Here is a 14,940-nt window from a genome sequence, read left to right as displayed (position 1 = left end):
TCATTCATTACATTTACATTCAGAACCTCTGATTGCTTTCCACCTTCACGTGTATTCCTGATTTTACAAGGCGGGTTAAAAATTCACGTTCAAAAAAGCTCTCTTTTATTGAACGGGTAATATTTATGCAAAGAAGGTCATTATAAGATATACAGCCCACCACAATGGGATTTGTCGATAAAGCCCCAAGCATAAAGTCAAAATGTTCGATATGTTTTTTCATTTCATCAGGCAGTGAAACGATACCCAGATTTGATAAAGTGACCGAAGAATTCCGATCTCCGTTACGAATAAATGCGATCAGTATAGCCGGATTCTTAATAAACAGCGGCGCAATACGCATAAGCTTGTGTCTTTCGGCATTTACATTCATGCTCATCCGTGCATTGAGCTGCTTTTCCGTAGCAAAAAGCCCCATCTGATGCCGTACAATCGAAAGCGTTTCTTGAAATGTATATTCTCCGAAGCGCGGCGAAATTCCGACATTTACAAACTGAGCGAAGTTGCGAACCGTCTTTGATGGATAGAATTTCCGCATGTTCACCGGTACGCACACCTTAACCGGAAGAAAATGTTTTTTACCGATCTCGCTTTTTTGAATCTCGACAATCGATTCTATAAGATGACATATAAGATATTCGGTTATAGTCGCTCCATACAGCTTTGCTTTTTCGGATAATGCCTTAACTGAAATAAACGCGGTCGTTACATGCATAAAGCCGTTTTCCTCGCGCGTACCTGAAACATGATATGCGTTCTCTTCCTTTGGCAGCAAAGCGGCTTTTCTGGCATATTTTAAAAAGCTATCTTCATATTCTGCTTTTAAAGCAGTCTTGTTACAGTCAAGTATCGTATCTGAACGTGGTACGTTCTCGCCGTATCTCAGTGAAATATATTCGGCGAGAAGTGTCTTTAAAAAGCAAAGTCCGCCCGTGCCGTCGGCCAAAACGTGAAACACCTCTAACGCGATGCGGTTTTCATGATATCTGACGCGAAACATATATCCGTTGTTCTTCTTGAAATTCATCCTGGCGCACGGATTCATCACATCTTCGCTTATGACAGGCTCCGCTATTATTTGTTCGAGATAATACCAAAAAAAGCCTCTTCTCAGACGCTGTGTAAATGACGGAAATCTTTTTGCCGTGCGTATGAGCGCACGCTGCAGTATCTCCGGATCAACTTTTTCATTAAGCTCGGCCGACAGGCGGAAAATTGACATCCAGCCGCCTTTCATGGCGACGGGATATATTTTTGCCGCGTTGTCGAGCTTCATCCATTTTCTTGAATGTCCTGTGTGCCGATCATTCATAATCCGCCAGCTTTTCTTTGATGTTTGTTTTTATGAATGTTACTATTTTTTCAATGGCTTCTTTTGCTTCGGGAATGGGATACAGCACATATGCGTGCCACATACCCTCCTTCGTCTGATATTCGGCTTTCGCTCCGCATTCGCGCATTCTGTTTGCGGCCGCAGCAGCATCATCCATGAGTATTTCCTCTGTACCGGCGAATATAAGCGCCGGCGGAAATCCTCTCATATCGGCAAAAACCGGTGATATATACGGATCCGTCGGAACATATTGACCGCGGTAAAGTGTCGCGCTGTATCTGAGTGAAGCCTCCGACAGGGTCGGATCAGCATCTCGGTTTTTTTCATATGAAGCGCCCGAAAATGTCAGATCGGTCCACGGAGATATAAGGACAATGCACGCCGGAAGCGGCAGTCCGTCCTTTTTAAGCTTCGCTGTGAGTGCGAGCGTAAGCCCTCCTCCGGCGGATTCACCCGCGACCGCAATCTTATCGGCGGGATATCTTTCCAAAAGCCTGACATATGCTTCCGCGGCGTCGTTTATTGCGGCAGGAAACGGAAATTCAGGCGCAAGTCTGTATGCGGCGCAAAGCACTTCACATTGCAGAGCATCAGCCAGAATTCCTCCGAAGCCCCTCGCATATTGAAGCGATCCGGAGGTATAGCTGCCTCCGTGGAGATACAAAACGGCATATCCGCCGCATTTAACGCCTTGAATATCGTTCGTATCGGAATAATTCTCCGTTTTTTCTTGATTTTTTTCGTTATCCTTAAATAAAAGTGGAAATGCCATTTCCGCTTCGAAATGCTCAAAAGGCTCGATTCGGTAACCGACGCGATTTTTAAGGGCCTTTGCTCCCATTTCACCCAGCATATCCTGATATTTTCTGGAATCCTCCAGATCAAGATGATTCAAAATGGGGCGGGCAAGCTTCAACTGTCCGTATATAACGCGACTGATTATCGATGGCATCCGGGACTCCTTATATAAATTTAATTATTACGCATTTTCATCAAAGTGTAAGTTTCAAGCGGCTTTTATGAATTACAGATTCAAAACATACAGCCATTATAATTATACTTGCTGTAATAGTGTTTGTCAACAATAACGAGAATATGATTTTACGGGTAAAAGTTGCAAGTTTATAAACTCGTAATTATTTGACGGCAATTATTAAAACAGCAGTCAAATAATATCTACTGAAGTTTTGCACATGCAGTATCCATTGATTGATGCCTGTATTAATCATGTTTTTCATATTTCCCTTACTCTAAAATTCTGTTTGTTTTACAATCGAATAAAGAACACCGCGTGTCTGAAAACAGACACACGGCGTGCAGGGTTTTTGATGAAAAATGAAAATTTACAACTTGTATATTGCAAAGAAGCAGAGGTAATTATATAATATATAGACGTTTCATGTTTATTCCGTTGTCTGGTCGGATTCGCTTGTTTCTTTTTCCGAGATTATTTCAAAGTATTTGTCAAGCACTTCCTTCTCGAGCTGCTGTCTGAATTCACCGTTTATAGGATGAGCTATGTCACGGTATGTCCCGTCGGCATTTTTACGCGAAGGCATAACAATGAAATATTTCTCGTTTGCATAAATTACCTTTATGTCATGAACCGCGAAGCAATCGTCAAAGGTCATCGACACGACGGCGCGCATCGGTCCCTCGTCAAAAGTTTTTCTGATCTTTATATCGGTGGTCTTCATATACTGTCTCCTTTATTGTGCTATATCATATTATAAAGTATATTTGTTAAGGATTAGGTAGAGATAATGTTAACCCGGAATGACAATTCTGAACCGGAAGAAAACAAAAATTTAACAATCAGTTCTGACATCATGAACAACTTTTTATTAAACGGCACTGTGCTTTTTATTGGTATCGGCGGGATCAGCATGTCTGCCATCGCAGAACATCTATATGACCGCGGAGCCGCCATAAAAGGTTATGACGCGCACCGCTCCGACGTCACCTTAGGGCTTGAAGCTAAAGGAATTAACATATCATATTCATATTCTCCCGAGTTGTTCGACGGTGTTTCACTTTGCGTTTTTACAAATGCCATTTCCGGTTCTGATCCGATGTATATGTATCCGCACACACACGGTATAAAATGCGTGACACGCGCGCAAATACTCGGCGCGATAATGCTCGAAAAACCCGTACGCATCGGGATATCAGGCACTCACGGAAAATCTTCAACCACCGCTATGATATCACGTATATTTATAGAGAATAAATCGGATCCGTCCGTGTTTATCGGCGCATATTATGACGCCGTGGGCGGAACACACCGCTGGGGAAGCGGCGATCCCTTTATATTCGAAGCCTGCGAATACAAGGATTCATTTCTTGATTTTTATCCTACGGTATCCGTTATTTTGAACACGGAGTTGGATCATGTCGATTATTTCGGAAACATTGACCGGGTAATCGAATCCTTTTCAAAATTCGCGTCAATTCCGGGCCCGGCCGGATTCACAGTCTATAACGCAGACTCTGAAAACACGGTAAAAGCTGTATCCGGATGTTCTTCCAAAGCTGTTGCCTTTTCAATAAAGGACCCGTCGGCCGCATATTTTGCCTCTGATATCGCGGACAAAAACGGTTTTTATTCGTTCATGCTTGTCGCAGACAAGAAAGAGCTAACACGTATTTCTCTCGCGGCTCCCGGAAGCGTGCTGGTCACAGACGCTCTTGCCGCCGCTGCATGCGCACATATTTGCGGAATCACTCCTGACGTCATCGCCGCGGGGCTTGGAGCATACACGGGAATAAAACGCAGATTCGAATACCGCGGGCGTACTAAATACGGAGCTGCGGTTTATGACGATTATGCCCATCATCCGGATGAAATACGCGCAGCACTTGCGATTGCAAAGGAAATGAGAGCAAAAAATATCACAACAGTTTTTCAGCCGCACACATACACAAGGACAAAAGCTCTCTTTGACGGATTCCGCAGCGCATTTTCGGATTGTGAAGAGGTCATATTCGCAGATATTTACAGCGCCCGGGAAGACCCGATTCCCGGTGTGACCGCCGAAGCGCTCGCGCTTTCAACTCCGAACGGCAAGTACCTCGGAGACTTTAGCCAAATAGCAAAATATCTTGAAAATAAATCCGGAGATACCCTTATAATGATCATGGGAGCCGGAGATATTATTAATCTTACCGATATGATTTTAAGAGAAAATGATATATAAAGAATGAATACAGAATTAATTGTCATCTTGTCTGTTTTCGGCGCTATTAATATCTGCGCCGTAATATTCCTGATTTACCATTCTATAAAAGCGAAAGAAGAACAAAACAAAGTCGGCCATTACGGAGACCTTGCCGAATCGTTGGTTTCGGAATACCTGATTAAAAATTTTCCGGGAGCTGTCCTGCTGACAGATATATATCTTAAGACCGATTACGGTCTGACACAGATCGACCAGATATTGCTCTGCCGGTACGGTATATTTGTAATTGAGACAAAAAGCCACAACGGACAGATTCAAACCGGATCATCAAAGCAATGGACTCAGAGATACAAAGATAAGGTGATCAGATTTCATAATCCCGTATATCAGAATGATATACATAAGAGAGCATTGGGGCGAATTCTTGACATAGATCCGTCTCTTTCAAAACTAAATATAAATGGCGTCACCGTCTTCACCTCGCGTAGCGTTTCATTTACACATCGCGAAAAAGACGTTGTGAAGCTTCCGGCGCTCAGCTCATATATAAAAAACTGCCGTGCGTTTAAATCCGCGCGCCGGGGCGGCGTAAAGCTGATGCTCACGAAGACTATGATACAACAGACAGAAAAGCTGATTCTGTCCAATTGCGAAAAAAGCCGCGTTAAACATCAGATGCACAAAAACAAGATGAGCAACTTGAATAAAAACCGCGAATAGATTTTATATTGTAAAACGGTAAATTATTAAACGGCATTTAAATAAGTCGTGTTTAATATGAGAGATAAGCCATAAGCCTTTTTCTTTTAAGCTTTAGTTATTTAATTTGAATCCAGTTATCTATTAAATTTTAGAAAAAATTCATAAAAAATCCTATTCAGGTCTTTGAATTTCCCGCAGCAGGGTATATAATAATATTATCTTAATTAAATACAACTCACGAGGCATTAACAGTGAAAATCAATATTATACGCAAGAGAGTTATATTCATTCTCACATGCGTTCTTGTGCTTATTCCCGTTTTAGCCGTATTAAGCATATACTCCACAATGAACTTTATTGATCCGAAAACCGGATTTTGCATTGACGGAAATAATTTCCCATACATTTTAAATTATGCCGTTGCCGGTCTTCTTATTGTGCTTTTTGCCGTTTCGTTTTCCTGTTCCGTAAGATTCGCGCCTAAAAAGAAAACAAATGACGCGGGAGCCGACACTTCTCCCGCGTCCGATTCCTCTGCTCCGTCAGACCGGACAGACAGCAAGCCTGATGCTGATATCCCGCAGGCATCCGCGGCGGATATTCCGATTTCAGAAAGCGGCACAGGCGAAATCAATGGTGAATATAATACCGAAAAAAACGTCATTCCCGAGAAGCTCACCGTCACAAAGGGCGCAAGAATGATCCTTGTAACAAATAATTCCTGGGCGGTTTTCGCAACGGCGTTGATCGGCTTCATGTTCATCTCTTCTTTTTTGCTGTTAATTACCCGCCTGTTAAAGAGCCCTTCAATAGATGTGATCATGTATGTCGTGCTTGCGACTGCTGTATTGAGCGGAATATATTTTATTATTTCCTCCGCAAAGAACGTATATCCGCACGGTGCCGGTTATTCGATTCTCGCGCTCTCTCCGGCTCTTTGGGCGGCATCCAGAGTAATAGCTTATTTTATTTCTATCCATGGCAGCGTCAGTATTCCATCAAATTTCTTCTCTCTCGTTACTCCATGCGCAATAATGCTGTTCTTCCTGAACGAAGCCAAATTCACTCTCACAGATCGGGCCGTATACAATCTCAGGCTTTATCTGTTTTACGGCTATTCGGCTGTTCTTCTGATCGCGGTCAGCTCCCTTCCCCGATTGCTGCTTTCTTCGTTCTGGATACTCGGATTCACCAACGAAGCATTCTTTGCCTTAATTGAAGTTTCGGTCGGCTTTTATATAGCAATAAAGCTTTATAATGTATATAAAGCTTTCAAAGACGTCGATCAGGAAGCTCTATATGAATAACAGGAATTTTATTTAAATGGATGCAACAGATACGGAATCAAAACAGATTTTCCCGCGTCCCGCAGTTATAAAGCTGGTTCTTCCACTCATTGTAGAGCAGTTTCTCGCCATATCAATAGGATTGGCCGACTCAGTGATGGTTGCAAGCGTCGGCGAGGACGCGATGAGCGCGATATCGGTTGTAGATTCAATAAACATACTGCTTATCAATATATTTGCCGCCCTCGCAACGGGCGGCGCTATTATTGCATCGCAATATCTCGGCAGAAATGACGAAGCGTCCGCGCGCAAAGCCGCAAAACAGCTTATCAGCGCGACGTTTTTGCTTTCAATCGTGATTGCGGTGCTTTCACTTTGTTTAAACGAATGGCTTTTAAGATCCATATTCGGCCGGACAGAGGAATCCGTGATGCGATACTGCGTTAAATATTTCTTCTGGTCTGCATTGTCCTATCCGTTTATTGCGGTATATAACGGCGGAGCGGCAATTCTGCGTTCCATGGGAAACTCAAAATCCACGATGTTTGTTTCCGTTGCCGTAAATATAATCAACGTCTGCGGAAACGCGTTATTAATATACGGCTTTTCGATGGGTGTCAGCGGAGCAGCGATTGCTTCTCTCGCGGCGCGTGCTGTCGGCGCAGCGGCAGTATTGTTGATTCTGCGCGATCCGCACAAGCCGATATATATCGACTCGTTAAATGGATTTATACCGGAGTTCTGCATGACGAAACGCATCCTTTCGCTCGGAATACCCACAGGGCTTGAAAACGGAATGTTTCAAGTCGGAAAAATCCTTGTTCAAAGGCTTGTGACATTAGGCGGCACAAGCGCGATAGCCGCCAACGCCGCAACAGGATCCCTTGCGAATATGCTGTTGATACCGGCCTCCGCAATCGGGCTTGCCCTGATCACAATCAACGGGCAATGCGTAGGCGCCGGAGAATACCGTCAGGCAAAAAATCATACCAAAAAGCTTATGATCTGCTCATATATTTCAATTGCCGCTCTCGCGTTTATATGCATAATATTTATGGGACCGCTCCTTACTCTTTACAACCTGAAGCCCGATACGACCATTCTCACAAAACAGCTTCTGACGACATACTGTATCGCCTCGTCGTTGATGTGGCCGATGGCGTTTGTGCTTCCGAATACCCTTCGCGCAGCCGGAGACGTCAAATTCACCATGAGAGTTTCCGTTTTTTCCATGTGGATATTCAGGATCGGCTTCGCTTATCTTTTTGTATATATATTCAACCTCGGCACTCTCAGCGTATGGCTCGCCATGTACTGCGACTGGGTAGTTCGGAGTTCGTTTTTCCTTCCGAGAATATTAGGGACCAAATGGATGTCTCACCGCGTGATCGAAGAACAAAAGGACGACAAAGAGCAGCATGAAACCGATATTATTAAGACGGCGATTAAATAACAGTTGCTTTATTAACTCAGCAATTAAAAAATTACCGCTAAAAGAGAGAAAATGCTCTTGTACATGAACTTTTCTCTCTTATAAAACAAGACCTATTCGATTGTCGTTTTAATAACTCAAAATTATAAGATAAAGCCCATATGTCGGAGCATTTTCTTTTTGTTTATAAATGCGTAAATAATAAAGCAATGGAATAACATATCAATTCTCCGCATATTATTTTAAAGAACCTCTAATAACTATAAACCGCAATAAAATGAGAAGAAAAGGTTGCTGTTGAGCAATTAATTTTTGAATACGATGCCGCGGAAATTAGTGTTTTTAGAGGCTGCCTTTACAAATATCATATACGGAGTTGATTATTGTGAATATCAGGAAAATTACTGTCAAAACATTTCCGTTAATACTCGCCGTTCTTTTTCTATTCTGCGTTCCGGCTTCCGCCGGAGATATACCCACTTATTACGAATGGTGTGATATGACGGAATTAACCGGTATCGCAGCTTCCGAAGAACAATCGGACGGAGAATTAACCGCGGATAATGATTCTGATATTGTATCAAAATCTGCGGAACCAACCTCCGTGCCGGTATCTGTAAAATGTCCGTCGGCCATTCTCGTGCATGCCGATACGGGAACGGTGCTTTATGAAAAAAATGCCGACGAGCGTATGCCTATCGCGTCAGTAACCAAAATAATGACGCTTTTGCTCGTAATGGAGGCTCTTGACGACGGCATATTAAAATATGAAGATATGATAACAGTCAGCGATAAGGCGGCCTCAATGGGAGGCAGCCAGACTTTTCTCTCGTCCGGAGAGCAGATGAGCGCCCATGATATGATCAAATCGATCGCCATGGCTTCCGCAAACGACGCCGCGCTCGCGCTTGCGGAGCATATCGCAGGAAGCGAAGAAGCCTTTGTGGAAAGGATGAACGCAAAGGCCGCGGCATTGGGCATGACTAATACATCATTTATTAATGTCACCGGCCTTGACGACAATGAAGTTCATCTTTCATCGGCACGCGATGTCGCGAAAATGTCCTGCGAGCTTTTAAAGCACAGCAAGATTCTTGAATTTACAACGCTTTGGATGGATTCTATACGCGGAGGAAAGTTCGGACTTGTAAATACAAATAAGCTTGTCCGCTTTTATAAGGACACAACCGGACTTAAAACGGGATATACATCAAAATCGAAATTCTGCGTATCGGCATCGGCAAAGAAAAACGGATTGCATCTTATCGCCGTTGTGCTTCACGGCGAAACGAGCGACGAACGTTTTTCCGACGCAAAGGAAATGCTGAATTACGGATTCGCCAATTACGCCGTATTCAAGCCTGAAGGTATTGAGCTGCCGCAAACAAAGGTATGGGGCGGTATAACGGATTCCATAAAACCCGAAGCGTTGTTCGGCGGGCTTCTGTGTAAAAAAAGCGACATAAGCAAGATCACATGCCGCACGGAAATGAGCCATGAACTTACCGCACCGGTAGATAAGGGACAGATAATCGGCCGTGTAATCTATGAATCAGAAGGCAAAATTATATATGAAGCTCCCATTGTTTCGGCTGACAGCGTCAGAAAACTTTCATTTTGGGAGATCTTCAAAGAATTAATCAAAAGCAGCGTTTGATAAGCTGACATTTATAAATAAATCCGGGCGCCGTATGATACGGCGCCCGATCTTTTTATGGTGGTAAATTATAATGAATATTCTTGTTACGAGTCAGGAGAAAAACTCATTGCTCAAACCGAAGCTCAAATCAGACCCATGCTTATGTTCAGCGCCTCGTTGACTTTCTGCATAAGGTCGTCCTCGAGGTGTCCCATTCGCTCCTTAAGACGCGTTTTGTCTATGGTGCGTACCTGTTCAAGCAATATAACCGAATCTTTTTCCAATCCGTATTTATCCGCGTAGACCTCTATATGGGTAGGCAGGCGCGTTTTATCAGTCCGGCTTGTTATTGCCGCCGCGATGACCGTCGGGCTGTGACGGTTGCCAATGTCATTTTGCACGATTACCACGGGACGTATACCGCCCTGTTCGCTGCCGACAACAGGGCTTAGATCAGCATAGTAAATATCTCCGCGTTTTACGGTCATATTATTTCGTATCCTTTCATTTTGTTTTTGCTGTATAGATATTTTTTCCGTTTTGACATCCTTTATTCAGTCCCACTTTATTATATTCCCGGATCCCGAATTTTGACATTGTTCGTCTGAATTCGCCCTTTTCTGTTTATATGGAAACGCAAAAAAAACGTCCGAACCGACGCATACCGCGCAAGTTCGGACGAAAATATTTATTTTATTTTTGCTGAACAATGTTGTGTGAATAACATGTTATATCCGCTTGTTTCGTTTTTTGCGCAGGACAAGCAATACCGCGGCTGCGGCACATATTGCGGCCGCTGCTATGCCTATTGCCCATTTTACTGCGACCGGAACAGCATTGATTCCGTCCTCCGGGGTATCATCACTGTTCGCATATGCCTGAGCGATGATCGCTTCTGTTACATCGCCGAGCTTCTCCCCGAATTTTGCCCCTGAAGTAACGCAATCGCAGGGATATTTAAACAAATTATAGCGATATACGGCATTTTTGTTTCCCAGATCGTCGGGAATATCGGTTGCATTCCAGTTGTTGAAGATATACAGTTTTTCGCATCCGAGCTTGTACAATCGGTATGCCCTTGTATAATACTGTTCCGTATTGACCGTAGAGTTGTATATATTTACCGAAACGCCCGAATTCATCAGCTGTTCTTCCTGAGCAGTCAGATCCTGACCGTCAAGATCAGATGTGATGCCTCCGTATAGTGTTACTCCGGTATTTTCAACAAGCTTTGCGTAGTATGAATAATCTCCGAAATCTTCATAGCTGATCTTTCCGGGAATAATGACATCGACAAGGCCATTTTTGACCCAGTATTCAATATCAAGCCCGTATTTTTCAATAGTATCATACTCGAATCTTACCATTAATTTAACGCCTTTTGTCGCTTCGCGCAGGCGGGTCATGAAGGCGTTCATTATTTCACTCTTGGCCTTATTATAGGCTTTAAGCTCATCACCGAACAGGCGTTCTTTTCCCGATATGCCAAATCCGTATTTTTCCTTCATATATGGTTCTATTTCATAGCCAAGATTGTACGGATATCTCGCCAAATCAAAGGTGAAGCTTTCAGCCTGTTTTCCTCTGCCGTCAACCGACAACGCATCTTTTACTCTTTCAATGATGAAATCCTGAACTTCAGTGTAATAATAGCTCATACAATTCTGATCTGAGCCGTCGTAATTTTTGACGCGCATTCTGTCTCTGCCCTTGAGGAGGACAGAATTGAGGCTTGTATAATCCGCGATCGCTCTCAACGCAAATCCGACCTTCGGCGTATTGTCTGCTACGGCATCGAGCAGCACTTTCGCAGGCGAAACGCCTTTGTCAATGAAATTCAGAATGGAGTTTTTCATGTCATGATCTATCTGACGCCATCCGTTCATATCACTGTCGGTAAGGCGGGAATAAGGATTGCCCAAAAGCTCGGAAAAATCATTTGAAGCAAAAATATCGCCAAGTGACCAATCGACCATATACGCATATCTGTCGTTGTGCTGTGTGAGCACTCTTTGTACAAGCTGTTCTTCGGAAGTATATTCCGGATACGAACTCCAGCCGTCGTTGTTCAATATCAGCCGTTTTTCGCCGTCATATTCTTCGTTCAGTGCATCAAGCTCCTCGTCCGATATAATTGGGCGCAGCCTTATATACGCGAGTTTTCCGGCGGAAACAAATTTGCCTATATTGCCTCCGTTAAAATCCACGACACCCAGATATGCTTCACGTATAAATGAACCGGGAGCTCCGGAAAATTTTGAAAGCGAGACTGACGCTATCGCTTTTTCCGAAGAGCCGTAATATTTAAAATTTCCGTCAATGTTAAAGTATCCGACAGAAAGCGCATATTTTCCTGACGCTTTCAAAGGCACATTAAACTCGGATTTTCCGTTTTTTCCATATATCCAAAAATACTCGCCATCGAATCCGTTTACTGTGTACTTCCCCGTTTCCCAAGATGAATCCTGCGGAAGATACTGTAACAAATCGGTCAGAATATAGGTGATGCCGTCTGATGAATCAACGCTCTTCTTTGAAGGGGCCAGAACAGCCGCCTTTTGCGGAAGAAATATGCGTTTCGCAAATTCCGATATTACGGCGATTTCATCTTTGACTTTGAATTTGAGAATATATTCGCCTCTGTCCGGATATTCGGATCCGGACATTTTGAACCGGTAAGCCGCGTAACCGTCGGTATCTGAAAGCTTTTTTGACTGTGAAGAAAGCTCGGTTCCGTCCGTTTTACACAGAGTAGCTTCTACATCAAGAGTTCCGCTGTATTTTTCAAAATCAACAACAGTCGCTGAAACGTTGATATCATTATATACGGAATCGGGCGTCAAAGAAACCTGAGATATGCCGGCTATCGGTTTGAGCCAGCCCGGCTTCCCGGAGAATATTTTAACAGAATCGAGTATCACAAGCATATCCGAAGAATTTTCTGTCTCCTCGTTCCATGCGTCCACGCCCAATACTATTGAATTTTTCGTTTCTGAAAGCGCATTCGAATGACGGCTGCCTAAAATAATACCGTCAAGTGAATATGTAATATTGCCTATACCGTCGTTATAAAATCCGTATGTATGCATTTTCCCGTCATCCGGATAATCAAACGCAAGGGCTTCGCGAATATTTCCGTTCGTGTTTTTTACTTGAAATATTCCATCTTTCCTGAAAACAATATGAGTATCGCGTCCTTCGGAATCATATACGCGGAGGCAAAGCCCTCTCCAGCCGTAATCGACATAATATTTCATAAGCGATACTATGTTCATCGTTATCTCAGCATACCATTCGCCTTTTATCGCTTTTGTGGCAGCACTCATATATACTCCGGAATTGACTCCGTTTTTTACGAAAAGCTCAACACAGCCATCCGCAATTTCACCGTGCTTCAGTGTGCCGGTATATTGAGAATCAATAATATGAATATTGTCTCCGAGCGGAGAAGAGGGATTTGAGAGCGACCATCCGTCGGCGGCAAGACCTTTTTCGAAATTGCTTGTAAACAACACATCAGCCTCCGCGCCGGATTCTATCGGGAGAATTCCGGCAATCAATATTAAAATGATAAATATACATATTGCTTTTCTGTTCATATAGAATACCTTCCTCGATTATTAACTCGGCATTTAAATAAGTCTTGTTTTATAAGAGAGAAAAGCCCATATACCAGAGTCTTTTCTCTCTTTAGCGGTAATTATTTAAATGCCGAGTTAATAATAAAAATCTAAGTTATACCGTGAAGATATGTGTGTTTTATTGCCGAATAATATAGACATACATTTTGATTTCATTATACAGATATAAAAAAATATTGTCAATACTTACTGCATATTAATTTAACAATTCAAGTCATACAAACACTTTGATTTTAATGTATTTACGTATTATTTCACTTATCAGGACATAATAGTGAAAATGTATGTAGATTTGATCGGTTTTTTAATGCGCATAAAAAAGCGCGGGAAGCATGTTCGGCTTCCCACGTTTCAATCTATCAAATTATTCCTTTGCAAATTCCTCGTATATTGATCTCATCGCGGTTTCGAAATCATCTTCGTTTACTCCGAGTATAATATTGAGCTCGCTCGAACCCTGATCGATCATTTTAATATTTACGTTGTTTTTATATACGGCGGTAAATATTCTGCTCGCCGTACCTTTAGTTCTGACCATACCGCGTCCGACGACAGCAACAAGCGCAAGTCCGGTCTCTATCGTAATATGATCCGGATTCACAATTTCGCAGATATCACGCATGAGCTGTTGTTTTTTATCTTCGATTGCCGCGGTAGATACTATAATGCTCATCGTATCAATTCCGCTGGGCAGATGCTCAAACGATATCCCGTTTTTCTCGAACGCGTACAACACCCTGCGTCCGAAGCCGAGCTCGTTGTTCATCATGTCTTTTTCAATATTTACAGCGGAAAAGCCCTTTTTGCCCGCGATGCCCGTTATATTGCCTATACTGTTCCCTTCCGGAATTTCCGTGACAATCATGGTGCCGGGCTCATCCGGAGCGTTCGTGTTCCGGATATTGATCGGAATGCCGACCTTTCTGACAGGGAAAACGGCATCTTCGTGTAAAACGGTAGCGCCCATATAAGAAAGCTCGCGAAGCTCATGATATGTTATATAATCGATCACTTTCGGAGACGAGATAATCCGCGGATCGGCCATCAGAAAGCCTGACACATCTGTCCAGTTTTCATAAAGCTCCGCGCCCGCCGCCCTTGCGACAATCGAACCGGTTATATCGCTGCCGCCGCGTGAAAATGTCTTTATGGTGTCGTTGGGCATTGATCCGTAGAAGCCCGGTATTACGGCACAGCGATGTTCGGAAAGCGTTTTTGACATAACGCTGTATGTTTTCTCATCGTCAAAGCTGCCGTCAAAGCGGAAAAACACGACATCTCCGGCATCGATAAAGTCATAGCCGAGATAAGCCGCGAGAATTTTACCGTTGAGGTATTCTCCGCGGCTTGCCGCATAATCACGGCCTGCGTTTACGTAGAACGAGCCTTTTATGCGTTCAAATTCGCGAGTCAAATCAAGCTTTAGCTCTAATCCGGCGATTATCTCATTGTACCGGGATGTTATCTCTGCAAAAAGCGCGTCGATAGAACCGCCCGAGCTTGCTGTTTTGTAACACTCGTACAGCATATCGGTAACTTTCTTATCTTTTGAAAACCGTTTCCCCGGCGCGGACGGAACAATAAATCTGCGCGACGGATCGGACATTACTATATCATAGACTTTTTTGAATTGCGCGGCGTCCGCAAGCGAGGAGCCGCCGAATTTACTGACTTTAAGTTGCATAATTTGTACCATTTCGAAAAAATAATAATGATTAAGTATAAATT

At 43.2% G+C, this 14,940-nt stretch carries 11 protein-coding genes; 5 read left to right on the top strand and 6 right to left on the bottom strand.

The features are described 5' to 3' along the window. Positions 1-19 precede the first annotated feature (19 nt). The 3 genes from VB118_11500 to spoVG form a co-directional block, all read right to left on the bottom strand. Complete coding sequence (locus VB118_11500; GenBank protein MEA4833226.1) at positions 20-1,312, bottom strand: hypothetical protein; 1,293 nt, start codon at positions 1,310-1,312, stop codon at positions 20-22. Beyond that, positions 1,305-2,285, bottom strand: coding sequence for an alpha/beta hydrolase (locus VB118_11495; protein ID MEA4833225.1), 981 nt, complete (start codon positions 2,283-2,285; stop codon positions 1,305-1,307). Before VB118_11495 ends, VB118_11500 begins: the two co-directional genes overlap by 8 nt. 451 nt (positions 2,286-2,736) lie before the next feature. Then, on the bottom strand, positions 2,737-3,030 hold the full coding sequence (gene spoVG, locus VB118_11490; GenBank protein ID MEA4833224.1) for a septation regulator SpoVG: 294 nt from the start codon (positions 3,028-3,030) through the stop codon (positions 2,737-2,739). 66 nt (positions 3,031-3,096) lie between these two features. Between spoVG and murC the strand changes: the two genes are divergently transcribed. From murC to VB118_11465, 5 genes are all read left to right on the top strand, one after another. Further along, positions 3,097-4,530 carry a UDP-N-acetylmuramate--L-alanine ligase gene (gene murC / locus VB118_11485; GenBank protein MEA4833223.1) on the top strand — a complete coding sequence of 478 codons (1,434 nt, stop codon included), beginning with the start codon at positions 3,097-3,099 and terminating at the stop codon, positions 4,528-4,530. Positions 4,531-4,533: 3 nt separating this feature from the next. Further along, positions 4,534-5,232 carry a nuclease-related domain-containing protein gene (locus VB118_11480; protein MEA4833222.1) on the top strand — a complete coding sequence of 233 codons (699 nt, stop codon included), beginning with the start codon at positions 4,534-4,536 and terminating at the stop codon, positions 5,230-5,232. A 233-nt stretch (positions 5,233-5,465) separates the two neighbouring features. After that, positions 5,466-6,521, top strand: a complete 1,056-nt coding sequence (locus tag VB118_11475) for a hypothetical protein (protein MEA4833221.1) — start codon at positions 5,466-5,468, stop codon at positions 6,519-6,521. Positions 6,522-6,537: 16 nt separating this feature from the next. Further along, the gene (locus tag VB118_11470) at positions 6,538-7,953 is read left to right on the top strand and encodes an MATE family efflux transporter (protein ID MEA4833220.1); all 1,416 of its coding nucleotides are present in this window, start codon (positions 6,538-6,540) and stop codon (positions 7,951-7,953) included. Positions 7,954-8,317: 364 nt separating this feature from the next. Then, positions 8,318-9,589 (top strand): D-alanyl-D-alanine carboxypeptidase family protein, encoded by a 1,272-nt coding sequence (locus tag VB118_11465; GenBank protein ID MEA4833219.1) that lies wholly within the window; start codon positions 8,318-8,320, stop codon positions 9,587-9,589. Positions 9,590-9,714: 125 nt separating this feature from the next. Here the strand turns inward: VB118_11465 and VB118_11460 are convergent, their stop codons facing one another. The 3 genes from VB118_11460 to VB118_11450 form a co-directional block, all read right to left on the bottom strand. Further along, positions 9,715-10,059, bottom strand: a complete 345-nt coding sequence (locus VB118_11460; protein ID MEA4833218.1) for a type II toxin-antitoxin system PemK/MazF family toxin — start codon at positions 10,057-10,059, stop codon at positions 9,715-9,717. Between the two features lie 240 nt (positions 10,060-10,299). Continuing rightward, entirely contained in the window at positions 10,300-13,170 is a 2,871-nt protein-coding gene (locus VB118_11455) for a hypothetical protein (GenBank protein MEA4833217.1), read from the bottom strand. Between the two features lie 406 nt (positions 13,171-13,576). Further along, on the bottom strand, positions 13,577-14,896 hold the full coding sequence (locus VB118_11450; GenBank protein ID MEA4833216.1) for an aspartate kinase: 1,320 nt from the start codon (positions 14,894-14,896) through the stop codon (positions 13,577-13,579). Positions 14,897-14,940: the final 44 nt, after the last annotated feature.

The organism is Oscillospiraceae bacterium, from assembly GCA_034925865.1.
Classification (GTDB): domain Bacteria; phylum Bacillota; class Clostridia; order Oscillospirales; family SIG627; genus SIG704.
The sequence above is the reverse complement of the archived record's forward strand: the minus strand, read 5'-3'. Positions and strand labels throughout refer to the sequence as shown.